This is a genomic window from Nocardia colli, from assembly GCF_008704205.1.
Classification (GTDB): domain Bacteria; phylum Actinomycetota; class Actinomycetes; order Mycobacteriales; family Mycobacteriaceae; genus Nocardia; species Nocardia colli.
Map to the genome: position 1 here is coordinate 1,318,985 of NZ_VXLC01000001.1, position 26,617 is coordinate 1,345,601.

General features: G+C 68.4%; 25 protein-coding genes. 8 read left to right on the forward strand and 17 right to left on the reverse strand.

Annotated features, from left to right (window positions below; all coding sequences use genetic code 11):
- Position 1: 1 nt before the first annotated feature.
- The 10 genes from F3087_RS06235 to F3087_RS06280 all read right to left on the reverse strand — a co-directional run bounded on the left by F3087_RS06235 (position 2) and on the right by F3087_RS06280 (position 9,908).
- Entirely contained in the window at positions 2-778 is a 777-nt protein-coding gene (locus tag F3087_RS06235; protein ID WP_150400732.1) for an ABC transporter ATP-binding protein, read from the reverse strand.
- Positions 775-1,842, reverse strand: a complete 1,068-nt coding sequence (locus tag F3087_RS06240) for a taurine ABC transporter substrate-binding protein (RefSeq protein WP_150400733.1) — start codon at positions 1,840-1,842, stop codon at positions 775-777. Before F3087_RS06240 ends, F3087_RS06235 begins: the two co-directional genes overlap by 4 nt.
- The gene (locus F3087_RS06245; RefSeq protein WP_150400734.1) at positions 1,839-2,726 is read right to left on the reverse strand and encodes an ABC transporter permease; all 888 of its coding nucleotides are present in this window, start codon (positions 2,724-2,726) and stop codon (positions 1,839-1,841) included. The genes F3087_RS06240 and F3087_RS06245 overlap by 4 nt, the downstream gene beginning before the upstream one ends.
- Positions 2,727-2,872: 146 nt before the next feature.
- Entirely contained in the window at positions 2,873-3,325 is a 453-nt protein-coding gene (locus tag F3087_RS06250) for a hypothetical protein (protein WP_150400735.1), read from the reverse strand.
- Positions 3,326-3,390: 65 nt separating this feature from the next.
- Positions 3,391-4,107 (reverse strand): DUF2637 domain-containing protein, encoded by a 717-nt coding sequence (locus F3087_RS06255; RefSeq protein ID WP_150400736.1) that lies wholly within the window; start codon positions 4,105-4,107, stop codon positions 3,391-3,393.
- 112 nt (positions 4,108-4,219) lie between these two features.
- Positions 4,220-4,930: a type 1 glutamine amidotransferase gene (locus F3087_RS06260; protein ID WP_150400737.1), complete on the reverse strand. Its 711-nt coding sequence runs from the start codon at positions 4,928-4,930 to the stop codon at positions 4,220-4,222.
- A complete protein-coding gene (locus F3087_RS06265) occupies positions 4,927-6,162 on the reverse strand; it encodes a Mur ligase family protein (protein WP_150400738.1) in 1,236 nt (411 codons plus the stop codon). The genes F3087_RS06260 and F3087_RS06265 overlap by 4 nt, the downstream gene beginning before the upstream one ends.
- 69 nt (positions 6,163-6,231) lie before the next feature.
- Positions 6,232-6,867 (reverse strand): pyridoxamine 5'-phosphate oxidase family protein, encoded by a 636-nt coding sequence (locus F3087_RS06270; RefSeq protein ID WP_150400739.1) that lies wholly within the window; start codon positions 6,865-6,867, stop codon positions 6,232-6,234.
- Positions 6,868-6,917: 50 nt separating this feature from the next.
- Positions 6,918-8,693: a hydroxysqualene dehydroxylase gene (locus F3087_RS06275; protein ID WP_150400740.1), complete on the reverse strand. Its 1,776-nt coding sequence runs from the start codon at positions 8,691-8,693 to the stop codon at positions 6,918-6,920.
- A gap of 267 nt (positions 8,694-8,960) precedes the next feature.
- On the reverse strand, positions 8,961-9,908 hold the full coding sequence (locus F3087_RS06280; protein WP_150400741.1) for an EamA family transporter: 948 nt from the start codon (positions 9,906-9,908) through the stop codon (positions 8,961-8,963).
- Between the two features lie 144 nt (positions 9,909-10,052).
- Between F3087_RS06280 and F3087_RS06285 the strand changes: the two genes are divergently transcribed.
- Together F3087_RS06285 and F3087_RS06290 are read left to right on the forward strand one after the other, a co-directional pair.
- Positions 10,053-10,982 carry a LysR family transcriptional regulator gene (locus tag F3087_RS06285; protein ID WP_150400958.1) on the forward strand — a complete coding sequence of 310 codons (930 nt, stop codon included), beginning with the start codon at positions 10,053-10,055 and terminating at the stop codon, positions 10,980-10,982.
- 255 nt (positions 10,983-11,237) lie between these two features.
- Complete coding sequence (locus F3087_RS06290; protein ID WP_150400742.1) at positions 11,238-12,497, forward strand: KasA/KasB family beta-ketoacyl-ACP synthase; 1,260 nt, start codon at positions 11,238-11,240, stop codon at positions 12,495-12,497.
- A gap of 60 nt (positions 12,498-12,557) precedes the next feature.
- Here F3087_RS06290 and F3087_RS06295 read toward each other — a convergent pair whose 3' ends face one another.
- Together F3087_RS06295 and leuA are read right to left on the reverse strand one after the other, a co-directional pair.
- A complete protein-coding gene (locus F3087_RS06295) occupies positions 12,558-14,192 on the reverse strand; it encodes a MinD/ParA family ATP-binding protein (RefSeq protein ID WP_150400959.1) in 1,635 nt (544 codons plus the stop codon).
- 325 nt (positions 14,193-14,517) lie between these two features.
- Positions 14,518-16,311, reverse strand: a complete 1,794-nt coding sequence (leuA, locus tag F3087_RS06300) for a 2-isopropylmalate synthase (protein WP_150400743.1) — start codon at positions 16,309-16,311, stop codon at positions 14,518-14,520.
- 267 nt (positions 16,312-16,578) lie between these two features.
- Between leuA and F3087_RS06305 the strand changes: the two genes are divergently transcribed.
- From F3087_RS06305 to F3087_RS06320, 4 genes are all read left to right on the forward strand, one after another.
- Entirely contained in the window at positions 16,579-17,346 is a 768-nt protein-coding gene (locus F3087_RS06305) for a sulfite exporter TauE/SafE family protein (RefSeq protein ID WP_150400744.1), read from the forward strand.
- Between the two features lie 78 nt (positions 17,347-17,424).
- Entirely contained in the window at positions 17,425-19,044 is a 1,620-nt protein-coding gene (locus F3087_RS06310; protein ID WP_150400745.1) for an alpha/beta fold hydrolase, read from the forward strand.
- A 203-nt stretch (positions 19,045-19,247) separates the two neighbouring features.
- Positions 19,248-20,870 carry a GMC oxidoreductase gene (locus F3087_RS06315; RefSeq protein ID WP_150400746.1) on the forward strand — a complete coding sequence of 541 codons (1,623 nt, stop codon included), beginning with the start codon at positions 19,248-19,250 and terminating at the stop codon, positions 20,868-20,870.
- A gap of 70 nt (positions 20,871-20,940) precedes the next feature.
- On the forward strand, positions 20,941-21,783 hold the full coding sequence (locus tag F3087_RS06320; RefSeq protein ID WP_150400747.1) for an ion transporter: 843 nt from the start codon (positions 20,941-20,943) through the stop codon (positions 21,781-21,783).
- Here the strand turns inward: F3087_RS06320 and F3087_RS06325 are convergent.
- The 4 genes from F3087_RS06325 to F3087_RS06340 all read right to left on the reverse strand — a co-directional run bounded on the left by F3087_RS06325 (position 21,761) and on the right by F3087_RS06340 (position 24,554).
- Complete coding sequence (locus tag F3087_RS06325; protein ID WP_150400748.1) at positions 21,761-22,972, reverse strand: low temperature requirement protein A; 1,212 nt, start codon at positions 22,970-22,972, stop codon at positions 21,761-21,763. The two genes, F3087_RS06320 and F3087_RS06325, sit on opposite strands and share 23 nt — an antisense overlap.
- A 90-nt stretch (positions 22,973-23,062) precedes the next feature.
- Positions 23,063-23,533 carry an SRPBCC family protein gene (locus F3087_RS06330; protein ID WP_150400749.1) on the reverse strand — a complete coding sequence of 157 codons (471 nt, stop codon included), beginning with the start codon at positions 23,531-23,533 and terminating at the stop codon, positions 23,063-23,065.
- 184 nt (positions 23,534-23,717) lie between these two features.
- Complete coding sequence (locus tag F3087_RS06335; protein WP_150400750.1) at positions 23,718-23,903, reverse strand: DUF1918 domain-containing protein; 186 nt, start codon at positions 23,901-23,903, stop codon at positions 23,718-23,720.
- A gap of 63 nt (positions 23,904-23,966) precedes the next feature.
- Positions 23,967-24,554: a TetR/AcrR family transcriptional regulator gene (locus tag F3087_RS06340; RefSeq protein WP_150400751.1), complete on the reverse strand. Its 588-nt coding sequence runs from the start codon at positions 24,552-24,554 to the stop codon at positions 23,967-23,969.
- A gap of 58 nt (positions 24,555-24,612) precedes the next feature.
- Here F3087_RS06340 and F3087_RS06345 point away from each other — a divergent pair, with 58 nt between their 5' ends.
- Positions 24,613-25,188, forward strand: coding sequence for a dihydrofolate reductase family protein (locus F3087_RS06345; protein ID WP_150400752.1), 576 nt, complete (start codon positions 24,613-24,615; stop codon positions 25,186-25,188).
- A gap of 28 nt (positions 25,189-25,216) precedes the next feature.
- Positions 25,217-25,792 (forward strand): dihydrofolate reductase family protein, encoded by a 576-nt coding sequence (locus tag F3087_RS06350; RefSeq protein ID WP_150400753.1) that lies wholly within the window; start codon positions 25,217-25,219, stop codon positions 25,790-25,792.
- Positions 25,793-25,847: 55 nt separating this feature from the next.
- Here F3087_RS06350 and F3087_RS06355 read toward each other — a convergent pair whose 3' ends face one another.
- Complete coding sequence (locus F3087_RS06355) at positions 25,848-26,453, reverse strand: dihydrofolate reductase family protein (RefSeq protein WP_150400754.1); 606 nt, start codon at positions 26,451-26,453, stop codon at positions 25,848-25,850.
- Positions 26,454-26,617: the final 164 nt, after the last annotated feature.

A 26,617-nucleotide genomic window follows, 5' to 3' on the forward strand; every position in this document is an offset into this window, starting at 1 on the left:
GTCAGGCGTGGGCGGCGTAGATGTGCGCGGAGACCTCGTCCCGCATGTGGATGAAATCGGGATGGGCGCGCAGGGCGGTGAAGGACGGGTCCGCCGGCGCGGATTTGAAAGTGGTTGGCTCGTCGTAGATCACCCGGCCGGGACGGGTGCCCATGACCAGCACCCGGGTGCCCAGGAGCAGGGCCTCGTCGATGCTGTGGGTGACGAAGAGGACCGTCTTTTTCCGGTCGCGCCAGAGGGTTTGCAGTTCGCCCTGCAGATTTTCCCGGGTGAGGGCGTCCAGTGCGCCGAACGGTTCGTCCATCAGGATGATCTGCGGATCGTTGACCAGCACACGGGCTATCTGGGCGCGTTGCTGCTGGCCGCCGGAGAGCTCATAGGGGCGGCGGCCGCCGAGGTGATCGAGGCCAACGAGGGCGAGCATGCGATCGGCGTCAGCGGTGCGTCGATCGCGCGGTACGCCACGGACTTTGGGCCCGAACTCGACGTTCTGCCGGACCGACAGCCAGGGGTAGAGGTTGGGCTGCTGGAAGACGACGCCGCGGTCCGGGTCCGGCCCGGTGATCGGGCGGCCGCCGACCTGGACCGTGCCCTCGGTCGGCTCGAGGAAGCCGGCCAGCAGGTTCAGCAAGGTCGACTTACCGCAGCCGGAAGGGCCGACGACGCAGACGAATTCGCCGCTGTCGATGATCAGGTCGGTCGGCGCGAGCACCTGCGTCGAGCCGTCGTCACCGGGGTAGCTCTTGCTCACCCCGGTCAGCCGGACCAGCTCGGTCACGAGCTCGCGCCCTTCGCTGCCTCGCCGTAAATGCCGGTGCGGTAAGCGGATTCGTCGCCGACCGCGGCGATTCCGCCCTGGCTCAACAGGAATTCGGCGGTCTTGTGCAGATCGGCGCCGAAACCGCCGCCCAGGTACTTCGCGTCGGCCTGCTCGGCCGCGCCGAGGTAGGTGTACCCGGCCAGCTGCGGCCCCACCAGCTTCGGCTCGATACCGAGCTGCGCGCCGATCGAGACGGCCGCCTCCTCGGGCTTGGTCCGCAGCTGCGTCACCGCGTAGTCCTGCAACTTCGCCCACACCACCGCGAACCGCGCGTTCTCGTCGAGGAACTGCTTGCTCGCGACGGCCAGATCGAAGGTCGGCGCGCCCGCGGCCGCGGTGTCGGCGCTGGACGTGACGATGTGACCGCCGGACTCGGCGAGCTTCGACAGGGTCGGATCCCACACCCAGGCCGCGTCGATCTGGCCGCCGTTCCAGGCGCCGGGAATCGCGTCCGGCGTCATGTTGATCAACTGCACGTCGGCGGCCAGACCGGCCTTGCCGAGCGCGGCGAGCAGGCTGTAATGCGCGGTGCTGCCGAACGGTGTCGCGATCCGCTTACCGCGCAGCCCGGCCAGCGAGGTGATCGAATTGTCCTTGGCGATCAGCGATTCCGACTTGCCGATCACGTCGTGGATCCACAGCACCCGCACCGGCAGGTTCAGCGGCGCGGACAGCGCCTTGGTCGCCGGACTCGACCCCATGGTGCCGATGTCGAGGCTGCCCGCGCCGAACGCCTGGACCACATCGGCGCCCGAGGAGAACTGGCTCCAGGTGACCTTCGCGTTCGGCAGGCAGGCCGCGAGCAGGCCGCGATCCTTCACGAACAGGTCGGCATTGGGGATGGCCTGGAAGCCGATCCGCGCCGTCGCGGTCACGCCGGGATCCGCGGCGAACGGGCATACCGCTTGCGCCCCTGCGGTTCCGGTGTCGCCGCGACCGGACTCGACGCACCCCGCGGTGGTCGCGACCACGGCGGCGACGGCCAGACCGGCGGTGATCGCCCGGCGGACTACGGATCTCATACTTTGCCCTTCCACGGAACTGCTCGGTCACCGACGAATTCGATGACCGAATCGAGCACGAGTGCGGCGCAGCCGATCACGATGATGCACGCGATGGTCAGCGGCGTATTCAGCTGCGTGCCCGCGATATACGCGAGGCCGCCGATGCCGGGAATGCCGTTGTTCAGCTCGGCGGCGACCACGGTGGTCCAGGCGAACGCGGTGGCGATCCGGATGCCGCCGATCACCTCGGGCAGCGTCGCGGGCAGCACCACCCGCGAAATCACCTGGGCGCGACCGGCGCCCAGCGAGCGGGCGGCATTGAGATAGTCCTGCTTGACCCCGGTGACGCCGCTCAGCGTCGCGACGGCGATCGGCGGGAACGCGGCCAGGAACAGCAACCAGATCTTGGACATGTCGCCGATGCCGAACCAGACGATCAGCAGGCCGATATAGCCGAGCGGCGGCAGCGACCGCAGGAAGTTGAGGATCGGCTCGGTGACCAGCCGCACCGGTGTCAGCATGCCCATCACGAACCCGATCAGCGGGCCGGCCACGATCGCGAGGCCGACCCCGGCGGCGATCCGCTGCAGGCTGGCCAGCAGATGCTCCCACAGGTAATAGTTCTGCTCACCGATCACCGTGCGATCCACGCCCGCGGCGATCTGATGGCGAGAGTTGGCGCGCACGAACGCATCCCAGACCGCGTGCGGCGACGGCAGGTACAGCGGATCGACCAGGCCGGCGGCGGTGACCACGGCCCACACCCCGAGCACGAGCGCCAGCGCGCCGATCCGGGTCAGCGCCGGACCGAGCAGGCGACGATAGGTGCGCCGGCGGCGCGGCACGACAGCAGGCGCGTCCGCGCCCACCGTCGGCGCGTCCGGCGTGGTGACAGCGGTCATGCGGCGCTCGGGGGCAAACCACGCCGATGCGGGCCCACGTCGGACACGGCACTCTCCTCAAAACTCGGCAAACCTCGACGCTATCCGCGCCGAGGGGGTCGAGGGGAGAGTTAGAAACGCCGTGAACTTAATTGCCGGGCGGCGGATCAGGCTATTCCGTTGACGCTGCCGTTCACGCCATTCACGCCGTTCATCCCGACGTGCTCGCCGATGTTGCCCGCCAGCCACTGGTTCTGCGCCAATGTCTCGAAAACACAGATCAGCAACAGTTTCCGGCTGCGCCGGCTGACCGAGTACTCGAGATCGGGCGCGGTTTCCGGTCCGCGCAGCGCACTGCTGATGCCTTTACGCAGGTTCGGTTCGGACAACAGCCAGAACAATTCCGGCCCGATCAACACCGATTGCCCGCCGGTTTCATGGAACCAGCGCCCGGCGAATTCGATCAACAGGTCGGTGAACGCGTCCCCGCTTTCCACCGACTCGGTGAGTTGGCTCAGCGCACCCGATCGATCCACACTGCTCTGGATCACCGACGCGAGCCGGCTCGCTACTTCACGGAACTGATCGACGTCCTGGTCCTGCCAGACTGTGAGAGACATGCGTTTTCTCCATCGAAGTAGTCGAGCGTGGGTGAGTTGGTAACTACCTGGATGTCGCCGCGGGATTATCGGTGGTTGACCAGCTTTCGGCCCTCGGCGTCGAAGGTGTTGAAGCGCATCGGGGTATTCGGGCCCGCGGCGAACGGTCCGGCCGCGGGCTTCGCGGCCTCGTGCCCGTTGACCGGTGCCTGGCCATTGACCTGCGGATGCGCGTTGAGCTGCGGCGATGTCGTTTGCTCCGGTAGTTCCTCGGCGGTCACGTAGTGATCTGTTTCCGTGCCGACCGCGTCCGGGAGTTCGGGCGCGGCGGTGCTGCGGCCCAGCAGAATCAACGTGAGATGCACCGCGAACAGCAGGGTGAGCGGCATTCCGGCATAGATGATCAAGGACACCGGGCCGCCGCCGATCTCGCGCGCGTATTCGATATTCCCGGCCACCGATACCAGCGTCGAAAGGACGAAAAGCCCGGTCGCATACCACCACCCGGCACTGCGTTTCGGGAATGACGCGGTGGCCACGATGGAACCGACAACGAGGCCGTCGATGGCGATCGGCACATTGGACGCGAGATCGGCTTCCACCAGATTGCGCACGGCCAGATGGTGCAGTGCGGCAAAAGACATCTCGAACGCCTTGAGCGCGACCACCGAGGAAACGATCAGGGACAGATACAACGGACGCGGCCGCAGGATGCTGCGCCAGCGAGTCCATATCGGAGGACGGCGTGGCATTACCGGTTGCGCCATTGATTCGGCAGGCAACCCCGGCGTGATCGTCGTCATAGCGGGGAGCGTAGCGCGTCGATAGCTCAGCGCCCCGGAGCTTATCGGCCGAGTCGCGTTTGTGGATTGGCGAGGCCGCGACCTCGCATTGTGTTATCTGGTGCCGGAGTTCCTACGCGCGCAGACGTTCACGGCGAAGTTGCTCGACCTCCGGCATCGGCAGCGGCGGCAATTCGGTGACGCCGAGCGCGCGCATGAGCAGCAGGTCGGCCAGTTCCGGATTGCGGGCCAGCGCGGGACCGTGCATGTAGGTGCCGATCACCGAGCCCTGCACCACACCCTCGAGGCCGTCGCCGACCCCGTTGCCGACGCCGCGGGTGACCTTGGCCAGCCCGGTCGCGTCGCCGCCGAGTTTCGTGCCGCCCCGGTGGTTTTCGAAGCCGGTCAGCGCCGCGCTGAGCCCGGACAGCAGCGGCGCGGTGGTCACCTCGCCGATCGCCCGCTTGGGCTGCGGCGAGGTGGTCACGTCGATCATGCCGACGCCGTCCACCCGCTCGCCCGAGGACGTCTCGTACCACTGGCCGAGCACCTGGATGGCGGCGCAGATGGCCAGCACCGGCGTGCCGTTCGCGGCGGCCTGTTGCAGGCCCGGGTAGCGCTGGAGGTGCCGGGTGGCCAGGCGCTGCGCCGAATCCTCCGCGCCGCCAAGGGTATAGATGTCCAGCGAGTCGGGAACCGGGTCGGCCAGGGTGATTTCGACGACCTCGGCGTCGTAGCCGCGCAGCCGCAGCCGCTGCCGCAGCACCAGGGCGTTGCCGCCGTCGCCGTAGGTGCCCATCACATCGGGCAGCACCAGACCGATGCGCACGGTCGATTCAGTCATGACTTCGCCTCGAGGTCGCGGTTGAGATCCCGGAATGCGGTGTAGTTTGCCAGCACCTCGACGTGCCCCGCCGGGCAGGAGGCGATGGCGCGCAACGGATTCGGCACCGTGGTGTGCTCGACCCCGGCGTAGGTGAGGCGCACGGCGAGGTCGGTGGCCCGCTCGCCGGAGGCGACCACCTGGACGCCCTCGAAGTGCTCGAACCGCACGTCCCACAGCCAGGACAGGTCCTCGCCGTCGGGCACCTGCCCGTTCACCGCGATCACCAGCCCGGCCGAGCTCGGCTCGATCATGGACAACGCTTCTTGCCAGCCCGCCGGATTCTTCGCCAGCAGCAGCCGGGCGGCGTGCTCGCCGACCTGCACCGTCCGGTAGCGGCCGGCGATCTCGCGCACCGTGCCGGTCGCGGTGACCGCGGCCGCCGGGTCGGCGCCGAGCGCGATCGCCGCGGCGACCGCCTGCGCGGCATTGCCGCGGTTGGCCCGGCCGGGCAGGGCCAGTTTCAGCGGGAATCGCTGCTTGTCCGGACCGACCAGATCGTCGCCGTCCAGCCACCAATCCGGTTCCGGCCGTTCGAAATCCGCGCCGGTGCTACGCCAGTGCTCGCCCTCCCAGAGGATCGGCTCGCCGCTGCGTGGGCAGCTGGTCGCGTCCATCGACCAGCCGCTGCCCGCGGCCACCCACACCACGTTCGGGTGGTCGTAGGCGATCGAGGTGACCAGCACGTCGTCGCAGTTGGCGATCACCACGGTGTCGGGGTGCCGGGCCAGGCCGGCCCGCAGCTTGCGTTCGATCATGTTGATCTCGCCGACCCGGTCCAGCTGGTCGCGGCTCAGATTGAGCAGCACGACCGCGGCGGGATTCAGCGCGTCGGTGACGTGCGGCAGGTGCAGCTCGTCCACCTCGATCGCGGCCAGTTCGACGCCGCGATGGGCGCTGAGCGCGGCCACGATGCCCGCGTCCATGTTGGCGCCGTCGGCCTGGGTGGCCACCTCGCCGAGCGTGCTGAGCGCCGCGGTGGTCATCCTGGTCGTGGTCGACTTGCCGTTGGTGCCGGTGACCAGCACCGTGCGCCGGCCGCGGCCGAGCTGGTCCATGATCGTCTTGTCGATCTGCAGCGCGATGAGCCCGCCGATCATCGATCCCTTGCCGCGTCCCGCCTTCTGCGAGGCCCACGACGCTGCCGCCGCGGCCCGCAGGGCGATTCGCCCACGCACCGAAATGTCTGCCACGCCGCGAGTCTATGTTCGACCGGGGTTACCGGCGCGGCCCGGGCCGGTGGCGTGGCCCACTCGGCTCGGCTAGCCCTGGTACAGCTTGCTGTTGTAGTTGGCGGGGGCGTAGTGGCGTTCGAGTTCCTCGAGCGTTTCGGTGGTGTCGGTCTGCACCTCTTTGACCAGGTGCGGCCAGGACGGCAGGCCGTCGTCCGGCCACTGCTCGGGCTGCCACAGATGACTGCGCAGGAACGCCTTCGCGCAGTGGAAATAGATCTGCTCGATGTCGACCTCGACGGCGAGGATCGGGCGGTGGCCGCGCACCACCATCTCGTCGAAGTAGGGGGCGTCGCGCACGAGGCGGGCGCGCCCGTTGATCCGCAGGGTCTGGCTGCGGCCCGGGATGACGAACAGCAGGCCGATGTGCGGATTGGCCAGGATGTTGAAGTAGCCGTCCGCGCGCCGGTTGCCGGGCCGCTCGGGAATCGCGAGGGTCCGGTCGTCGAGCACCCGGACGAAGCCCGCCGGATCGCCCTTCGGCGACGCGTCGCAGTTGCCCTGCGCGTCGCTGGTGCTCATCACCAGGAACGGAGTGGCGGCGATCCAGTCGCGATCCCGCGGATGCAGCGTGACCCGCTCCTTGTTCGCGGCGCGGGATCCCACCTCGCCGAGCAGATTTCGCAGTTCGACGGGGTCGGTGAGCTCTTCGGTGGACTCGCGCATACCCGATTCAAGCATCCGGATCGCGGTGCGCCGCCGGGAGATCGATCACATCAGATCTGCACGTCGAACAGGTTGGGCTGGCCCGCGGCGTAGCGGTCCGCGTCCATCCGGCGTAGCGGTTCGAGCTCGGTCGCCCGGTACAGCGTGTACATCCGGCAGCGTTCGGCGTTCGAGCCCGACACGTCGAGCAGCGCGTTCACCGCGGCCCTGGCCGACTCGTTCGCGCCCTCCATGGTGGCCAGGTCGACGTTGGTGCGGACGTAATCGCCTGCCAGGAACAGGTTTTCGAGCGCGCCGTGCGGTTCCGGCCGGAACTCCCACGAGCCGGCGGTGTTGATCAGCAGCGGGTCGGCGTTGGCGTTGCGGTGCGGGCCGTCCTGCCAGGTGATGCCGGGGTCGAGGTGCCAGGAGTGCAGGTCGGCGTCGCGCAGCACGTCGCCGCGGTCGTTGAGATGCGCCGCGATCTGCGCCCAGACCTCGCGGGCGATCTCGTCGTGGGTGCATTCCTTGGCGGGCTTGCCGTAGAGCATGCCCGGGGTGTTCCAGTCGGAGATGTCGACCGAGAGGCAGTCCTGCACGGAGCCGTCGCCGAAGTCGGTGAATTTGCGCGCCCACACCTGGTTCTGATTGATCGAGGTGAGTGCCCACGGCGCGTCGATGTAGGCGGTGTGGCCGCGCGAGATGTCGGCGGGCCTGCGCAGATAGAACTGGATGCCGTTCATCCAGTCGGAGAAGAGCCGATCCATCGCGGCCAGCTCGGGGCGCACCGCGAGCACGTCCTTCGACCACAGGGCGCGCGCCTGTTCGGCGGGCATGGCGACCACGAAGTAGTCGGCACCGATGCTGCGTTGTGCACCGGATTTGTCCACGATGCGCGCCGCGGTGATCCGGCCGTCGCGCACGTCGAGCCCGTGCACCTCGGCGCCGAGCTCGAATTGCACGCCCAGCTCGCGCATCCGCTGCAGCCACGGCTCGATCCAGACGGCGTTGGTCGGGCCGTTCAGCACCCGGTCCAGGCCGCCGTCGTTGCCGATCTCGGCCGGGTTGCCGAGGAACTGCTCGCCCATGTTGCCGATGGTGCGGACGCTGGCCACGTCCTCTTTCGCGGCGACCATGATGCTGGTCAGCGTGCGGGAGAGCAGCGCGCGGAACTCGTGCGAGCGGGCGTTGCCGCCGACGTAGTCGCGCCAGGAGGTGTGTTCCCACTGACCGAGCCTGCGGGCGTCGCAGCTGCTGTTGAACACGAGCAGGCGGTTGGCGAAGTAGAGGCCCTCGTTGACCGGCATGTGCAGCGTGGTCGAGATCGTCGCGCCGACGGTCTCGCGGAAGCTGTCCGGGGTGAACCCGGTGCGGGCGCGCGGGCCGAGCGGCAGCCGGAAGTCGTCGCCGTCGCGCCGGGCGAAGCGCGCCTCGGGCACCGCGACCAGGTTGTTCCACACGCCATTCGGGTTGCCCGCGAACGGAATTCGGCGCATGGTGTCCGGCACGTGCTGATAGAAGCCGGGGAAGAAGCGGAAGCCGTGCTCGCCGGGCAGGTCCGGCCGGCCGGCGGCGCCGGTGCCGGGCACCGGCACGCTGCGAGCCTTGCCGCCCCACGCGCGGCGCTCGAAAATCGTTACCTGGAAGCCACGTTCGATCAGTTCGTGCGCCGCGGTCAAGCCCGCGACGCCACCGCCCAGTACCGCGACCCGCCTGCCGCCCGGACTACCCGCGGCAGGCCCGGATCTCAGCGCCCCGGCCGTGAGTGCCCCCGCTGTCGCTACCCCCGCCACAGCCGTTCCGCGAAGCAATGTCCTCCGCGATACGGTCCACCGATTTTCTGCCATGCGCCGCTCTGTGCCTAGCCTCGGGACCTTTATTACATGTTGTCACTACTGTAAAGCGGCAGGTCCGCACCGGCGTACCCGCCCTGTGCCTGGTCCGAGATGAAGGCTGATTCGGTCGGCGGATGTGAGCATAGCGATATCCGGGATCGGATAGGCAAACCTGTGACGACGGTTTCCCGAACCTGTTGGTACACATAAATATCCGTGCTGCCCGTCGTCCCGCTCGACGGGCCGGGCGGGACGGGCGGCGTCGCTCTGCGCGCGGGGTCAGGCCTTGACGAGCTCCGGGGTGCCCGCCGCCGCGTCGAGTTCCGCGGCCTGCGCCTGGTCGACCTTCGAGCGCTTACCGGCGGTCGCGGCGAACGCGCCCGCGATGACGATCACGCCGCCGATCAGCGACAGCGGTGTCGGCGTCTCGTCCAGGAACGCCCAGGCGGCGGCGATGCCGACGACCGGAACCAGCAGCGTGAACGGCGCGACCACGCCCGCGGGGTAGCGGCTCATCAAGAATGTCCACATGCCGCTGCCGACGACCGTCGCGAGCAGGGCGGTGTAGGCCACCGCGGCCAGCGCCGGCCAGCCCGCCGCGGAGAAGGAATCGACGATCGCGTGCAGACCGGTGGTCGGGCCCTCGGTCGCGGCGGACAGCACGAACATCGGCAGCGGCGGGACCACGGCGATCCACAGCGTCAGGTGCATGGTGTTGAGGCCGGGGGATTCGACGGTGGCCTGTCGCGCGCCGATGTTGCCGAACGCCCAGCCGAGACCGGCGGCCAGGGTCAGCAGCACCGGCAGCAGCGAGGCGTGCTCGAGCCGGTCCCAGCCGATCACCGCCATGCCCGCCATCGCCACCACGATCCCGGCGACCTGCACCGGCCGGATCCGCTCGCGCAGCAACAGCGCGCCGAGCAGCACGGTGAACGGCGCGGACGACTGCAACACCAGCGAGGCCAGTCCGGTCGGCATGCCCGCGCGCATCGCGGTGAACAGGAACGCGAACTGGAGGATGCCGAAACCGGTGCCGTACAACAGGAGCCAGCGCAGCCGGACCTTCGGGCGCGGGACGAACAGCAGCACCGGAACCGCGATGACCGCGAAGCGCAGCGCCGCGAAGAAGAACGGCGGGAAGTGGTCGAGCCCCGCGCGCAGGGCGAGGAAGTTCAGTCCCCAGAGCAGAACGACGGTCAATCCGAGCAGGCGATCACGAGCGGTCATGCGATCAATCGTGCGCGGGCCTAACCATCAGAACAATCGAATTAATATGGACTATTGATGTAGTTTTGCTTCATGATCGAAGTGGGTCGTCCGGCGGGTCCGTCACCTGGGAAAACCGTGGTTGACCAGCCGGTTGGGCCGCCGATGTCGGTGGAGCGACTCCGGGTGCTGCGCGAATTCGCCGATCGCGGCACCATCGCCGCCGTCGCCACCGCGCTCTCGATGACCCCCTCCGCCGTTTCCCAGCAGCTCAAGGTGCTGGCCAAGGAGGCGGGCGTCGCGCTGCTCGAACCCGACGGCCGCCGCGTCCGCCTGACCGACGCGGGCCGGGCGCTGGTGGTGCGCGCGGACGAGGTGCTCGCCGCGATGGATCGTGCGGTCGCGGAGATGGCCAACTATCGCGGTTCGCCGCGCGGGCGGGTGCGGGTCGCGCTGTTCCCCTCGGCCGGCTCGCTGCTGCTGCCGCTGGTGCTGTCCGCGCTCGCGGGTAGCGGTGTGGAGCTCGTCGCGAGTGACGTGGACCTGCCGCCGTCCGAAGTCACCCGGCTGCTGGCCGATTTCGACGTGGTGCTGACCCATCGCGACGAGCGCGCGGCGCCGATCGCCGACCCACGGATCGCGGTCCGCCTGCTCATGCGCGAACCCATCGATGTCGTGGTGGCGCCGTTTCATCGGCTGGCCGGCCACGCCTCGGTGATCCCCGGGGAACTGGCCGACGAGACCTGGCTGAGCGTGCGCGGCGGCTACCCGATCGACGACGTGCTCCGCTCGATCGCCACCCAGACCGGCGTGCAGCCGCGAATAGCTCAGCGGCTCAACGACTTCCGGGTCATCGAGGCGTTGGTCATCAGCGGCTACGGCGTCTCGTTGATGCCGCGCTACTCGGTGTCGCATCCGGACCTGTCGCTGCTGCGCCTCACCGGCGTCCGGGCGGCCCGCATGTTCGAGCTGGCCACCCGGCCCCGGGCCGAGCGCAGCCCGGCTATCGCCGCGGTCCTGGCCGCCTTCCACGATGCCGCGGCGAGCGTGGTCGCGGAGTCCGCGCCGCGGTCTACGGCCCAGCGGGAGAAGTGATTTCGACGTCGCGCCGAGTTGTCCGCTTTCCACAGCCGCCCGCGCGGTGATCACGATAGTGTGACGCGAAGGCACTGGTACGGGAGTCGAGGGTGGAGCCTAAGCGGCCGACTGTTGTTGCGTCGTTGGCACATTCCCACAATTCCCGGGTCCGTCCTGTGAGAGTTCCGCACATGTCGCCGCCCGGTTCGGCCAAATAGATTGCTGGACAGGCTTTCCGCGTGGTGCGGCTCGACGAAAGGACACGCGACGGCGATGCGTGATATCACCCAGTTCTCTACGCGCAACGGAGGATTCCGGAGCGTGGTGGTGACCGCGGTGGAGGTCTCCTCCGCGCTCGGCGCGGACGCGGAGTCCACCTGGAAGGGGTTGCTGGCGGGGGAGAGCGGTGTGCGGGTGCTCGACGATCCGGAGGTCGAGAGCAGGCAGTTGCCGATCAATATCGGCGCGACGTTCAAGAGCGATCCGACCGCCGAGCTCGATCGGATCAAGAAGCGGCGCATGTCCTATGTCCAGCAGGTGGCCTATGTGATGGGCAAACGGATCTGGGACACGCTCGGCGCGCCGGAGGTGGATCAGGACCGGCTCGGCATCTCGATCGGGACCGGGGTCGGCGGCGCGGAGGTGATCGTCGACTCGAACGACATCCTGCGCGACCAGGGGTATCGCAAGGTCTCGCCGTTCGCCATCCCGATGGCCATGCCGAACGGCCCCGCCGCGGTGCTCGGGCTGGAACTCGGCGCGCGGGCGAGCGTGGTCACGCCGGTGTCGGCGTGCTCGTCGGGCTGTGAGTCGCTGGTGCACGCGTGGCGGTCGATCATCCTCGGCGAGGCGGACATCATCGTCGCGGGCGGCGTCGAGGGGCGGATCAATGCCCTTGCGCTGGCCGGGTTTACGAACATGCGCGCACTCAGTTCACGGGTCGGGGAACCGGAACGCGCCTCGCGTCCGTTCGATCGCGATCGGGACGGTTTCGTCTTCGGTGAGTCCGCGGCGTTGCTCGTGCTGGAGTCCGAGGAGCACGCGCTGGCGCGGGGTGCCCGGCCGCTGGCCCGGTTGCTCGGTGCCGGGCTGACGGCGGACGGTTATCACCTGGTCGCGCCGGATCCGGAGGGACGTGGCAACGCCCGGGCCATGCGGCGCGCATTGGAAACCGCGGGCGTCGCCGGCACGGACGTCGACCACGTCAACGCGCACGCCACCGGAACGCCCTTCGGAGATCTGGCCGAGGCCAAGGGAATCGAGGCCGCGATCGGCAAGCACCCCGCGGTCTACGCACCCAAATCCGCGCTCGGCCACTCGGTCGGCGCGGTCGGTGCGCTGGAGGCCGCGATCTCGGTGCTGAGCCTGCGCGACGGCGTGATCCCGCCGACGCTGAACCTCGACAACCAGGACACCGACATCGCTCTCGACATCGTCAGCGGCACCGCGCGATACACCGATGTGCAGTACGTGATGAACAATTCGTACGGTTTCGGCGGCCACAACGCGGCGGTCCTGTTCGGCAAGTACTAGGCCGGCAAAACAAGGCGGCCCGGCGCGAGATGCGCCGGGCCGCAATGTTTTTCGACTGTTCTAGTGGCCCATCGGGCCGGGGTGGTGGTACTGCTGCGCGCCGACGTAACCGAAGTCGTCGGCGACCATCGCGGCCAGTTCCAGCAGGGCCCGCCGGGTCGGCTTGCTGACCAGCTCCAGGTCGATCTCCGCGCCCTCGGCGAGGTGATCGTCGAACGGCACCACCTGCACCGCGCGGGTGCGGTCGAGGAAGAGCTTGCGCAGCTGGTCGAGGTCGACCGTGGACGCGCCGCGCCGGGAGGCGTTGACCACGACGACGGTGCGCTCGACGAGCTTGCCGTAGCCGTGGTGATCGAGCCAGTCCAGCGTGGCCGAGGCGCTGCGCGCGCCGTCGATCGCGGGCGAGGTGACCAGCACCAGCGAGCTGGCCATGTCCAGCACGCCGGCCATCGCCGAGTGCATCAGGCCGGTGCCGCAGTCGGTCAGGATGATGTTGTAGAACGACTGCAGGATGCCGATCGCCTTGCGGTAATCGGCCTCGCTGAACGCCTCCGAGACGGCCGGATCCTGTTCGCTGGCAAGCACTTCCAGTCGGCTGGGGGCCTGCGAGGTGTGTGCCCGCACGTCGGAGTACCGGCTGATGTGCTGGTCTTCGAGCAGGTTGCGCACGGTGGAGCGGGTCTGGCGCGGCACCCGGTGGGCGAGCGTGCCGAGGTCCGGGTTGGCGTCGATCGCGATGACCCGGTCGCCGCGCAGCGACGCGAACGTCGAGCCGAGGCCGACCGTGGTGGTGGTCTTGCCGACGCCGCCCTTGAGCGACAGGATCGCGATCCGGTAGTCGCCGCGCACCGGCTGATTCACCCGGTCGACCAGGTCGCGGTAGACGACGTCGGCCGCGGACTCGCCGGGGTTGAGCACGCCGCCGGTGGCCTTGTGCACGGCCCGCCGCCATCCGCTGCGCGGTGCGCGACGGGCGCGCTTGAGCAGGTTCAGGTCGTTGACCGAGTGGCCCGGCTGACCCGGCGCGGGCACGTGTTGCGGCTGGAACGGCTGCGACGGCTGGTGCGGGTTCGGTCCGCCCTGCCAGCTCGGCGGCGGCACCTGGCCCATCGGCGGTCCGGGCGGCTGCTGGCCCATCGGTGCGGGCGGCGGCTGATACGCGGGCGGCGGCTGGTGGGTCACCGGCGGGGGCGGCGGCGCCCAGCTGTAGATCGGCGCGGCCGGCTGATCGGGTTGCGGCGCAGGGGCTTCGGCGTGTTCCTGCGGTACCCGGCGGACCAGGCCGTCGGGGCCGATCTCCTGCCGGTACTCGCCGTAGCCCGGGTTCTGCGGCTCGGGCGCGATCTGATGGCTGCCGCTGTGCGCGCTCACCGGAGGGTACTGGCCGGTCTGATACGGCTCATATGCGCCAGTGGGCGCGAACGCTCCGGCGTTCGGCGGCGCGTAGCCGCCGTACTGCTCGGCGGGTGCGGGCGGCGCGAAACCCTCGGGCGGGCCGTAGGACTGCGGCGGCATCGAGGCCTGCGGGTAGGACACCGTCTGGTCCGTCGAGCCGCTGAAGCCGGGCTCGGCCGGTTCCTGCTCCGGCTTCTCCGGCGCTTCGGCGGCCTCGGACTCCGCCACTTCCACGTCGCCGGGCTGCTCGGCCGACGGGTCGGCGGCTTGCTCCGACTCGGCGCCATCGGCCGTGTCCACCGACTGGCTCTGCAGCCACGGCGGTGAGGTCGGGTTGTGGTCGTTAGTTGTCACAGTTCCCCCATCTGCTCGGGACTACGAGCAGAGAGCTCGGCGCTTGAGTGCGAAACCAACGCTAGCACGGGGTTCGCGGGCTCGCGTCGCGGTATGAAGAGCGGACGCGCCCGGATGACACGCCGCCGATATCTGGTCTCCGACAGCAAGATCGAGAGCCGGGCGCGGGGTCGATCGACGACCACCACGCCCGGCTCCACCGTACTCGACCTGCGCTATCAGCGTGCTCGGTTGGCCGAGGAGACCGCCGCGCGCACCGCCGGGGTTGCGCTCAGTGTGCTCGGTTCACCGCGGAGACCACCGCGCGCAATGACGCGGTGGTGATGGAGGTGGCGATGCCGACGCCCCACACCACCTTGTCGCCGATCGCGCACTCGACGTAGGCGGCGGCCTGCGCGTCGTCACCGGCGGACATGGCGTGCTCGGAGTAGTCCAGCACGCGCACGTCGAAGCCGACCGCGGCGATCGCGTCGATGAACGCGGCGAGCGGGCCGTTGCCGGTGCCGGTGATCTCCTGCTCGACCCCGTCCACCTTCACCACGACGGCGATGGTGTCGGTGCCGCCGTCGGTCTCGGACGCGGTGACCTTCTGCCGGATCCGCTCCAGCGGCCGGATCGGGCTCAGGTACTCGTCGGAGAAGACGTCCCACATCTCCTTCGGCGTGACCTCGCCGCCCTCGCCGTCGGTGATCCGCTGGACCGCCTGGGAGAACTCGATCTGCAGCCGGCGCGGCAACGCCAGGCCGTGATCGGTCTTCATGATGTAGGCGACGCCGCCCTTGCCGGACTGCGAGTTGACCCGGATGACCGCCTCGTAGGTGCGCCCGACGTCCTTCGGGTCGATCGGCAGGTAGGGCACCGCCCAGATCATGTCGTCGACGTCGGAGTCCGCGTCGTCGGCCGCGACCTTCATCGCGTCCAGGCCCTTGTTGATCGCGTCCTGGTGGCTGCCGGAGAACGCGGTGTAGACCAGGTCGCCGCCGTACGGGTGGCGCTCGGCGACCGCCAGCTGGTTGCAGTACTCGACCGTGCGCCGGATCTCGTCGATGTCGGAGAAGTTGATCTGCGGGTCGACGCCGCGGGAGAACAGGTTCATGCCCAGCGTGACCAGGCAGACGTTGCCGGTGCGCTCGCCGTTGCCGAACAGGCAGCCCTCGATCCGGTCCGCGCCGGCCTGGTAGCCCAGCTCGGCGGCGGCCACCGCGGTACCGCGGTCGTTGTGCGGGTGCAGCGACAGCACGATCGAGTCGCGGCGGGCCAGGTTGCGGCTCATCCACTCGATCGAGTCCGCGTAGACGTTCGGCGTGGCCATCTCGACGGTGGCGGGCAGGTTGATGATCAGCGGCTTGGCCGGGGTCGGCGCGATGATCGCGGAGACCGCGTCGCAGACCTCCCTGGCGTACTCCAGCTCGGTGCCGGTGTAGGACTCCGGGCTGTATTCATAGCGCCAGTTGGTGTCGGGGTAGCGCTGCTCGATCTGCAGGCACAGCGTCGCGGCGTCGGTGGCGATCTTCTTGACCGCCGCGCGATCGGCGCGGAAGACCACCTTGCGCTGCAGGATCGAGGTGGAGTTGTAGAAGTGCACGATCACGTTCTGCGCGCCGGCGCAGGCCTCGAAGGTGCGCTCGATCAGCTCGGCGCGACACTGGGTCAGCACCTGGATGGTCACGTCGTCGGGGATCGCGCCGTCCTCGATGACCTCCCGGACGAAGTCGAAATCGGTCTGGCTGGCCGACGGGAAGCCGACCTCGATCTCCTTGTAGCCCATCCGCACCAGCAGGTCGAACATGCGGCGCTTGCGGGCCGGGCTCATCGGGTCGATCAGCGCCTGGTTGCCGTCGCGCAGGTCGACCGCGCACCAGCCGGGCGCGACATCGATGATCTTGTCCGGCCAGGTGCGGTCGGGCACGGTGACCGGCTCGACCTCCTCGGCGAACGGGCGATACCGGAAGGTCGGCATCGAGGAGTTCTTCTGCGCGTTCCACCCGGCCTGATCGGCCGGGGCGGGCTTGGACGGCGGCGTGATGGTGCGCGAGCCGGATACGAAAGCGTCAGCAGGGGACATGGCGATTACTCCGAGGGTGTGGTGTTTCCCAAAGGGTGGGTCGACCGGCGCGGCGAAACCCCGCGACGGGAGCCGGTCCGATCAGACCCCGTCGCGGCGGCTGAGAAGAAGTGCCCGCTGCATGATGTCGGCGAGTTTACCGTGTGGCAATACACCTTGGAACCCCGGTCCCGTCGTCCGGTCATCCGACCTTGCGGCTAGCGTTCGGACAGAGCAAACGCTTGTACGGACCGTATGGTCCGACGGGACGTCGAACGGATTCAACATATGACATGGCTGGAACAGCTCGCGGTCTTCGGCGCGGGCATCGGAGCGGGCGGCATCAACGCCGTCGTCGGTTCGGGCACGCTGATCACCTTCCCGGTACTGCTGGCCTTCGGGCTGCCGCCGGTGACGGCGAACGTGTCCAACACGATCGGCCTGGTACCGGGCTCGCTCAGCGGGGTGCACGGGTATCGGCGGGAGCTGGCCGGGCAACGCGAACGGCTGCTGCGCTTCGGCACCGCGTCGCTGCTCGGCGGCATCACCGGCGCGATCCTGCTGCTCGTGCTGCCCGCGACCGCGTTCAAGGCGATCGTGCCGGTGCTGATCATCGCGGCGCTGGTGCTGGTCGTCGTGCAGCCGCGCCTGTCGCGCTGGGTCAAGGGCCGGCGGGAGAACGGCGACAGCCCGGCGCCCAAGCACGGCGGCCCGATCCTGCTCGTGGCGATCTTCGCGACCGGCATCTACGGCGGCTACTTCGGCGCCGCGCAGGGCGTGCTGCTGATGGGGCTGCTCGGCGTGTTCGTGCACGACGACATGCAGGTGCTCAACGGCATCAAGAACGTGCTCGCGACCATCGTGAACGGGGTGGCCGCGGTGATCTTCATCGTGATCGCCGACGTGGACTGGCGGGCGGTGGTGTTGATCGCGCTCGGCTCCATCATCGGCGGCCAGCTCGGTGCGAAGATGGGCAGGCGGCTGCCGCCGACCGCGTTGCGCGCGGTCATCGTGGTGGTCGGCCTCATCGCGGTGGTCCGGCTGTTGATGACCTAGGAGGTGGCGGAGATCTCAGGGTGCAATTCATCCCTGTGGTGGACGACGGCCGTGCCGTTGCGGCACAAGATGTTCGATATGCGTGGGTGGAGGATCGTCGTCGTCGGTGCGCTGGCGGCGACGTTGGTAGTGAGTGGTTGCGGTACGCCGAAGAAACACGAGCAGGCCGTGGCCGACCTGGTCGCCCAGGCCGACGCCGCGCCGACGCCGCGGCTGGATTGGGCGCCGTGCCAGGAGAAGACCCTGAGCAAGCTGCAATGCGCGACGGCGGCCGTGCCCGTCGACTACGCGCACCCGGACGGCGCGACGCTCGGGCTCGCGCTGGTCCGCCAGCCCGCGACCGATCAGTCGCACCGCATCGGCACCCTGTTCACCGCGGCCGGGGGACCGGGCGCCTCCGGCATCAAGTGGGCGGGCAGCGCGGAGATGTTCCCCGGCGAGATCGCCCGCCGCTTCGACGTGGTCACCTTCGATCAGCGCGGCGTCGGGCGCAGCGCGCCGGTCCGGTGTTTCGCCGATCCCGAAGCGGAGCAACGGTTCTGGGCCGGTACCTGGATTCCGCCGGTGACTGCCGAGCAGGAGGCCGCGCAGGCGCGGTTCAGCCGGGACCTGTCGGCGGGCTGCGCGGCCAACAGCGCGGCCCTGCTGCCGCATCTGACCACCGTCGACGCCGCCCGCGACCTGGATCTGCTGCGCCGCGCGGTCGGGGACAAGCGGCTGACCTACGAAGGTGGTTCGTACGCAAGCTATCTCGGCGAGGTGTACGGCGCGGTCTTCGGCGATCGGGTGCGCGCGCTGAGCCTGAGCTCGATGATCGACCCGGACGCCTACACCTCCGATACCCGCGCCGAGGTCGCCGCCGCGGCGACCGGCACCGACGAGGTGCTCGACGAGTTCTTCCGGCTGTGTGCCCAGGCGGGTCAGCCGCGCTGTGCCTTCGCCGGCGCGAGCAAGCCGGCCGCCGACCCGATCGGGCAGATTCGCAGCGATCAAAAGGTAAGCGGCGGTGAGGATTTACGCGCCCGCGACCTTGCGCTGCTCGACCGGCTGCGGCAAGCGCCCATCGTGGTCGGCGAGGGCGACCGCGCCCGGACGGTCGCCTTCGACGACGTCGTCTCGCCGCACACGCTGATGCTGTACGACCCCAAGGACGGCTGGCCCGCGCTGGCCCAACTGCTCGCCGAACTCGAGCGCGGCGCCGCGGGCAACCCCGACGTCGTGCGCGCGGTGCTCGACGCGAACGCGGTGCCGCCCGGCTTCCTCGACTCATTCATCGCGATCTCGTGCGCGGACAACACTTTTCCGCGCGAGCCGGAGCAATGGCCCGCGCTGGCAAAGGAATTGGGCGCCGAGGGTTCGGTTTTCAGCGGCTTCTGGCTGTACCTGCGGCAGTCCTGCGCCTCGTGGCCGTCGCCGCAGGGCGGCTACCCGCAGCGCTACGCCGGTCCGTGGATCCTGCGTTCGGACGTGCCCGCGCTGCTGTTCAACAACCGCTTCGATCCGGTCACGCCGCTGACCGCGGCCCGCAAGGCGCAGCAGGCGCTGGTCAACGCGCGCCTGGTGGTCATCGAGGGCGGCTACGGCCACGACACCACGGTCGACTGCACCCGGCGGTTGCAGGAGCGCTACCTCATCGACCAGCAACTTCCCGCGCCCGGCGCGACCTGCAAGGCGGATCGGGCACCGTTCGCGGAGTGAGTCGCCGGCCCCTCCCGTCCATCTGCCGACGGCATCGCGTGGCCTGTTCGTCACGCGGTCGTTGCCGCCGCTGAGCGTCGGCGCGGTCCCATCCGGCGGGACAATGGAAGGGGGACAACGGATGACGGTCCGGCAACGACTGTTCAGCCAGCCGGAATACCGGTAATCTGCGCTCGGCCATGCGTGATGAGGGAGGTGGCTGGGTGCGTAGACGCGCCTTCTTCAAAGCGGCGGGTACGGCCGCGCTACTCGGTGCTGTCGCGGGAACGCTGCCCGGCGCCGCACCGGCGTCCGCGGATCCGGTGTGGAACCTGCTGTTCCAGTCGTGGGTACCGGAGATCTTCGCGCCGCTGCCCGACCCGCCGGAGCATTCGCCCGCGATCGTGATCGGCTCCGGCTTCGGCGCCGCGGTCACCGCGCTGCGCCTGGCCGAGGCCGGGATCGCCAACACGGTGCTCGAACGCGGGTCGCGCTGGCCCAACGATCCGTGGCGGGAGATCTTCACCGGCGACGACCTGCCGGACGGTCGCGGCTTCTGGCATCGGACGAACTTCACCGGCGTCAGCAAGGTGCCGATGACCTTCGCCAGCTTCGGCGGCGTCCTGGACTGCACCAACTACCCGGGCATCGATGTCTGGCGCGCGGCCGCGGTCGGCGGCGGATCGGTGATCTTCACCGGCGCCATGGTCGCGCCGGAACGCCGCTTCTTCGACCACCTCTTCGGCGGCACGGTCGAATACGGCGAGCTGGACCGCGTCTACTACCCGCGGGTGCGGGAGATGCTGCGGCTCAACTCGATGCCGGGCGATATCTACGCCGCCAAGCCGTTCGCGCACTCCAGGGCCTGGGACGACCAGGTGCGCAAGGCGGGTTACCAGCCGACGCCCAACGACTCGATCTTCAACTGGGACATCCTGCGCGCCGAACTGGCCGGCGGCTCCCGCGCCTCGGCCACCGCCGCGCGCAGCAACCTCGGCAACTCCAACGGCGCCAAGTTCGACCTCAACCAGAACTATCTGAAGTACGCGGAGGGCACCGGCCGGTCCGCGATCTTCCCCGGGCATCAGGTGGAGTCCATCGCCCAGGAGCCGGGCGGCCGGTACTCGGTGCGGGTGTCGAAGCTGGCGCCGACCGGCGAGGTGCTCGGCACCCGCACGCTCACCTGCGATCAGCTGTTCCTCGGCGCGGGCTCGGTCGGCACCTCGGAGCTGCTGGTGCGCGCGCAGGCGACCGGCGCACTGCCCAACCTCAACGAGCACGTCGGCGACGGCTGGGGGACCAACGGCGACGTGGTGCTCGGCCGTGGCGCGAGCGCGCTGGCCGGTTTCGGGCAGGGCGTGCCGAGCGCGAGCCGGATCTTCGACGATTCGGGCCTTCCGCTCAGCCTGGAAAGCTGGTACATCCCGGGCATTCCGTTCGAGACGGGCGCGCTCGCCTCGCTCGGCATGGTCCTGGACCCGGCCCGCACGCGGTTCGGCTACGACGCGGCCACCAACCGGGTCGGGCTGTCCTGGCCGTCGCGCAACCGCGACGACATGGTCGCCGCGGCCCGCGCGGTCGATCACCGGATCGCCGAACGAGCCGACGCCGTCCTCGAATACGGTGCCCTCGGCTACGACGCGAACGCGCTGTTCACCGCGCATCCGCTGGGCGGCGCGGTGCTCGGCCGGGCCACCGACGGCTACGGCCGGGTGCACGGGCATCCCGGTCTGTACGTGATGGACGGTGCGGCCATTCCGGGCAGCACCGGCACGGTGAATCCGTCGCTGACCATCGCCGCGCTCGCGGAGCGCAATATCGAGGCCATCATCCGCTCCGGAAAGTAGCGGTCCAGCCGAAGCGCGGTCGTGCCGACTAGTGTCGGCACGACCGTTCGGCGTTGAAGGGACAGTTCAGGTGACAGCTGCGAGCAGCACTCCGGTCGGCGAGGAACTCCCGGAGGGCGATTACCCGCGTAAGCCGCCCGCACTGTGGACCGACTTCTGCATGCTGGCCCTGGCCGTCGTGTCGGTGGTGCTGGTCGTCTGGATCAGCTTCTTCGACGTCTCGGCACACACCCATCGCGTGATCGTGATCGTCGACTGGACGATCTGCGGCGTGTTCGCCGTCGAGTTCCTGTGGCGCTGGCGGCGCGCGGGCTGGCCGTGGACGTTCCCGTTCGTCTACTGGTACGAGGTCCTCGGCATGATCCCGGTGACCAGCCCGTTCTTCCGCGGCTTCCGGCTGCTGCGGATCGTGGTGATCGTGGTCCGGCTCGGTCGCGTCGCCGACCGCGTGTTCGGCGACCGGATCACCGCCGCGCTGATCAACCGGTTCGTCCTGACCATCGTGGACACGATCAAGCGGCCGATGACCATCGCGGTGATGGACGAGGTGGCCTCGGTGATGCGCACCGGCCACTACACCCGCAATATCGCCGCGGCGCTACAGGAGAACCGCGCCGAGATGGACGAGATGATCCTGGAGCTGATCAAGAAGGATCCGCAGGCCGGCCGGGTGCGCTACATCCCGTTCCACGACGACATCATCCGGCTGATCGCCGACACCACGTTCCGCATCCTGTTCCAGGTGCTGGAGGATCCGCGCACCGACGAGCTGGTCTCGGATGTGTTGCGGGAGAACATCGATCAGATCCGGCACGCGGTGCGCAACGATGTCCGGGTGCCGCCGTCCGCGTACGGGCCGACGCCGGCCGAACACAGCGTGCGGCATCACCTCAGCCGGATACCCCGTGCCTGATCTCGTCCCGCGGCTGCGCGAATTGGACTGTTTCCCAGACGATCAGGATGCCGAGCACCGCGCACAGGATGGCCAGCGATGCCAAGGCGGGCAGCGCGGCGGCCAGCGGGATCAGCGCGAGCAGCGCGACGATGACGATCACCCGCGGCGCGCTGATCTGCCCCGTCGCATAGTGTTTCGCGCCGACCAGTGCGATCAGATACAGCACGACTCCGCCGTACAACGCGAACAACGGAATTCCGTACAACGCGTCTTTCAGCGTGTGATGTGAAGCGTCGCCGACATAGTAGAGGACTTTCTTCAATCCCAGTGAGAGCGCGATGATTCCGACGATCATCGGGAAATGCCAAAAGGTGTAGGCGCCGCGCGCGATCTTGATCTGCCGCTTGCCGTCGGCATGCTTCAGCTCGTGTTCGATGGACAGTGCCGCGACATCGAAATACGTCCACCACAGCAGTCCGGATACCGCGAGCCCGAGCAGTGCGCCCACCGCGATCGGCCAGGAGATAGGCAGCCCGGCCACACCGATTCCGATCGAAACGATCGATTCACCGAGCGCCACAATGACAATCAGGCCGTAGCGTTCGGCGAAATGGGTCGCCGAATTCAATCGCCAGTCGGTGCCCGCCACCAGGGTCCACAGGTAGTCACCGGCGATCGCGGCGATCCACAGCGCGATCTGCACCGCGCCGGAAGTCATCGCGGCGATCACCAGCAGCGTGGTGCCGATCGTGATCGAGCCGAGCGACCAGCGCAGCACCTGACCGCGCAGCTGCGCGTCCTCGGCGCTGGCCATCCAGAACACGATGACGTGCACCAGCCGCACCACCAGGTACGCGATCGCGAAGACCAAGGGGCCGTACCAGCCGCCGGGCAGATCGTGGAACGCCTCGGGAATGGTCAACGCGGCCAAGAAGGCGCCGCCCATCGCGACGAACATCGCGACCCTGGCGAAGCCCTCGTCGGCCCGGATCACATTGCCGAGCCAGGAGTACGCGATCCACAACCACCACATCAAGGCCAGCACGAGAAACGCGCGCAACATGTTCTTCGCGCTGGTCTCTTCCGCCGCCAGGTCGGTGACCATGGTGAACGCGAAGACGAGCACCAGGTCGAAGAACAGCTCGAGCTGCGTCACCGACTCGCCTTCGGCCACCGGTGTGAGCCGAACCCGTTTGGAACCGATCATGGTGCACATCGTCGCACCCCGATCGGGTCGCCGCCTGCTTGCTGGGCTGCGCGTCGCGCGATTTCGCTACGGGCGTGTGCCGACTGCCGGTTATTCGTTATAGCTATACGGCTTCATTGTTTCCGCTTCCGGAAACGACTCGGCGAACTCGATGAAATTCTGCACCGCGATCTCGTTCTGCTTGCGCACGGTGCGCTTGAGTAGTAGCCCGGGCACCGGGATGGGTAGGTAGACCTCCGCGTGGAACCACACGTCGGTGCCGTCCGTGCCCTCGGTGACCTCGAACCAGCCGCCGCCCTTCGCGCCCCGGGTACTGTCGGTGACCTGCCACGATGACCGTCCGTCGGTCCAATCGTATTCCAGCACTTGCATATCCGAGCTGCCCAGCAGTTCGGTCTTGACGAAAACCCGGACCGGTCTTCCCGCTTCGTCACGTGATGCGACTCGGGCATCGGTATATCCCGGCGACCATTCCGGGAGCATTTCGACAGCGGCCAGCGCATCCATCACTTGCGCGGAATCGGCGTCGACGACGAATCGAATATCGGTTCTCGTGCGCATGCAAAACCTTCCGACCCCCGATGGACAACTGCGCCCGATTCTCTCTATCGGTTATCTGTTCCGTCAACCTCGTCGTCGCGGTCGATAGTCCATGGGCGCTGCCGACATGGCCTTATGTGTCCAAAAGTGGACATCGGAAGTATGTGAACAAGTTCCACGCGGAAGATTTGTGCCGGTTCGTGCGTCAGGTGGCGGGTTCGACTATCGCGTCCGGACCCGGAAACACCAGCGACTCCCGTCCGTCGGCATAACGCACGAGGTAGGGCGGTGCGCCTTCGGGTCCGCGAACTTCGATGATCTCGCCTTGCCGATCGCCCTGTCCCACAACGTGTCCGTGTACGAGCAGCCGATCTCCGACTTTCGCCATCATCGACTCATTATCGAATATCGGTGACGTGGGTCACAAGGATTCGGCGATGAAGACCGCGCGGTTTCAGGGGCCGACGAGACGATCGACCGCGGCGTCGATCAGTTGCTGACTTTGTTCTTCGGTGAACACGCCGGGCAGGGTGAGGCGGTCCACGATCAACCAGTTCAACGCCAAATAGAGCAGTTGCACGGACTTTTCGTCGCCGGGCAGTCCGGCGTCGAGGTGGTTGCGCACGTTGAACTCCATGTCCGCGCGCACCCGCTCGGTCAGTACGGCGCGCAGCTCCGGTCGCCGGGTCGCCTCCAGTCGCAGCTCGAGCAGTGCGAGGTAGCCGGTGCGGAACGCCTCGATGCGCTCGACGACGTCTTGCATCAGCTGCCGGATGTGCGCACGGTTCTTCGGGCCGTCGGTCAGCTGGGCCATGGTGGCCGCGCTCGGCGTGAGTCGTTCGTAGAAGCGACTGCCCACTTGAGTCATCAGGTCGTCCCGGTTGGCGAAGTAGTTCGACGCGGTGCCGGCCGGCACCGCCGCCTCCTTATCCACCGCGCGAAAGGTGAGTCCGCGCGCTCCGTCGCTGGCCAGGACCTCGATGGCCGCGTCGAGCAGGGCTTGCCGGCGCTCGGGATTAGTCCGCACTTGACACCACTCCATCTGTAGTACTACCTTTCAACCACTACGAACAGAGTACAACGGTTTAGGCGGTACTGGTATGCGAAAGCTCGTCTACTACGTCGGTGTCACACTCGACGGATACATCGCAGGTCCGGGCGGCGAATACGACTTCTACCCGGTCGATGCCGAGATGGCCGCGTCGATCAACGCGGAGTATCCGGAGTTCGTCCCGACCGAATTTCGGCCGCAGGTGGGGATGGCGCTGGACGCGCCGAACAAGCACTTCGACACGGTGCTCATGGGCCGCGGCACGTATGAGCCGGGCTTGTTCGCCGGGTTCCCCAGCCCGTACGCGCACATGAAGCAGTACGTCGTGTCGAGCACGCTCGGCCGCATCGATGCCCCGGGCGTCGAACTGATCGACACCGACCCGGTCGGGCTGGTGCAGCGGCTCAAAAAAGAAGAGGGCCGAGATATCTGGCTCTGCGGCGGCGGCAGGCTTGCCGCTCAACTGCTCGGGGAGATCGACGAGATGATCATCAAGAGCTATCCCGTAGTCGCGGGCGGCGGCATCTCCGCGTTCGCCGGCGAGTTCCGGCCGACCCTGTTCACCCCGGCCCGGCGCCAGGAATTCGGCAACGGCGCGCAGGTCACCTGGTTCACCCGCGCCTGATCATCATTATTTCGAAAGAGGTTCTGCTATGCGAAAGCTCATCTACTTCGTCGGTATGTCGCTCGACGGCTACATCGCCGCTCCGGATGGCGATATCTCCTTCTATCCGCTGCCCGCGGACTTCATCGAGTGGCTCGGTCAGGAATACCCGGAGACCCTGCCAACTCATGTCCGTCCACATTTCGGGGTGGCGCCGGATGCGCCGAATCAGAAGTTCGACACGCTGGTGATGGGCCGGGGAACCTACGAGCCGGGGCTGGCCATCGGATTGACCAGCCCGTACGGCCACATGCGCCAGTACGTGGTGTCGAGCACGCTCGGCCGGATCGACGACCCGGCGGTGGAGCTGGTCGAGCAGGACCCGGTAGCCCTGGTTCAGCGGCTCAAAAAGGAAGAGGGCCAAGATATCTGGCTGGCCGGCGGCGGGAAGCTCGCCGCCGCCTTGCTCGATGAGATCGATGGACTGGTGATCAAGAGCTACCCGGTCGTCGCGGGCACCGGCGTCCCGGCCTTCGCCGGCGAGTTCAAGCCGACGCTGTTCACCCCGACCGCACGCAAGGAATTCGGCAACGGCAACCAGGTCACCTGGCTGACCCGCGCCTGACCCATGGCGACGGCCGAGCAGCGTGCGCTGCTCGGCCGTCGCCGTCGGGGGGAGATCATTCGCCGCGGATCCGGTCGTAGATCAGGTACAGCGCGCCGGACTCGGTGCTGGACAGGTCGGTCAGCGACCAGCTCGACGCGGCCAGGCCGTCCTCGAAGAGGCGGGCGCCGCCGCCGGCGATCTCGGGGCACTGGGTTATCCGGATCCGGTCGACCTCGTCGGCCGCGAGCAGCGCCTTGATCACGCTGCTGCTGGCCAGCACCACGATGTCGCCGCCGTCCTGCTCGCGCAGGTGCTTGACCGTGGCCACCGGGTCGGCGTCGGCGATCCGCGAGTGCTGCCACGGCGCCTCGGTGAGCGTGCTGGAGAAGACCACCTTCTCCACGCCGTCGAGCCACTGCCCGAAGGCGCGGTCGCGCGGGTCGGCGTTCTCGTCGACCGCTACGGTCGGCCAGTAACCGCCGAAGCCCTGGTAGTTCTTGCGGCCGAGCAGCGCGGTGGTGGCCGCCTCGGTCATCTGGACCATCCGGTCGCGGGTCGTGTCGCTCACGGCGTGCGGCACGATCCAGCTCATGTCGTAGTCGCCGCCCGGACCGTTGGTGCGGCCGTCCAGCGAGAGCGAGATGTTGGCAACGACCCGGCGGTTTGCTGTGTTCGTCATGGTGTGTCCTTCTTGTCGGTGACGCTGTCCGCGTCGTTGAGAGAAATACTTCCGCCGCGGCGGGCGCGGAACATCTGCCACCTGGCCGATATCCGGCGGGTGAGGTGGCCGAGTTACCGGACCGGATATGGGTCGCCCGGGTAGGCCCGGCGTGTCAGACTGCT

Excerpts from the sequence above, each read along its gene's own strand:
- F3087_RS06240 (WP_150400733.1), bottom strand. The coding sequence starts at position 1,842 with ATGAGATCCGTAGTCCGCCGGGCGATCACCGCCGGTCTGGCCGTCGCC.
- F3087_RS06245 (WP_150400734.1), bottom strand. The coding sequence starts at position 2,726 with ATGACCGCTGTCACCACGCCGGACGCGCCGACGGTGGGCGCGGACGCG.
- F3087_RS06355 (WP_150400754.1), bottom strand. The coding sequence starts at position 26,453 with ATGACGAACACAGCAAACCGCCGGGTCGTTGCCAACATCTCGCTCTCG.
- F3087_RS06280 (WP_150400741.1), bottom strand. The coding sequence starts at position 9,908 with ATGACCGCTCGTGATCGCCTGCTCGGATTGACCGTCGTTCTGCTCTGG.
- F3087_RS06330 (WP_150400749.1), bottom strand. The coding sequence starts at position 23,533 with ATGCGCACGAGAACCGATATTCGATTCGTCGTCGACGCCGATTCCGCG.
- F3087_RS06310 (WP_150400745.1), top strand. The coding sequence starts at position 17,425 with ATGCGTGGGTGGAGGATCGTCGTCGTCGGTGCGCTGGCGGCGACGTTG.
- F3087_RS06270 (WP_150400739.1), bottom strand. The coding sequence starts at position 6,867 with ATGCGCGAGTCCACCGAAGAGCTCACCGACCCCGTCGAACTGCGAAAT.
- F3087_RS06305 (WP_150400744.1), top strand. The coding sequence starts at position 16,579 with ATGACATGGCTGGAACAGCTCGCGGTCTTCGGCGCGGGCATCGGAGCG.
- F3087_RS06275 (WP_150400740.1), bottom strand. The coding sequence starts at position 8,693 with ATGGCAGAAAATCGGTGGACCGTATCGCGGAGGACATTGCTTCGCGGA.
- F3087_RS06350 (WP_150400753.1), top strand. The coding sequence starts at position 25,217 with ATGCGAAAGCTCATCTACTTCGTCGGTATGTCGCTCGACGGCTACATC.
- leuA (WP_150400743.1), bottom strand. The coding sequence starts at position 16,311 with ATGTCCCCTGCTGACGCTTTCGTATCCGGCTCGCGCACCATCACGCCG.
- F3087_RS06260 (WP_150400737.1), bottom strand. The coding sequence starts at position 4,930 with ATGACTGAATCGACCGTGCGCATCGGTCTGGTGCTGCCCGATGTGATG.
- F3087_RS06325 (WP_150400748.1), bottom strand. The coding sequence starts at position 22,972 with ATGATCGGTTCCAAACGGGTTCGGCTCACACCGGTGGCCGAAGGCGAG.
- F3087_RS06345 (WP_150400752.1), top strand. The coding sequence starts at position 24,613 with ATGCGAAAGCTCGTCTACTACGTCGGTGTCACACTCGACGGATACATC.
- F3087_RS06290 (WP_150400742.1), top strand. The coding sequence starts at position 11,238 with ATGCGTGATATCACCCAGTTCTCTACGCGCAACGGAGGATTCCGGAGC.
- F3087_RS06255 (WP_150400736.1), bottom strand. The coding sequence starts at position 4,107 with ATGACGACGATCACGCCGGGGTTGCCTGCCGAATCAATGGCGCAACCG.
- F3087_RS06340 (WP_150400751.1), bottom strand. The coding sequence starts at position 24,554 with ATGGAGTGGTGTCAAGTGCGGACTAATCCCGAGCGCCGGCAAGCCCTG.
- F3087_RS06250 (WP_150400735.1), bottom strand. The coding sequence starts at position 3,325 with ATGTCTCTCACAGTCTGGCAGGACCAGGACGTCGATCAGTTCCGTGAA.
- F3087_RS06285 (WP_150400958.1), top strand. The coding sequence starts at position 10,053 with ATGTCGGTGGAGCGACTCCGGGTGCTGCGCGAATTCGCCGATCGCGGC.
- F3087_RS06335 (WP_150400750.1), bottom strand. The coding sequence starts at position 23,903 with ATGATGGCGAAAGTCGGAGATCGGCTGCTCGTACACGGACACGTTGTG.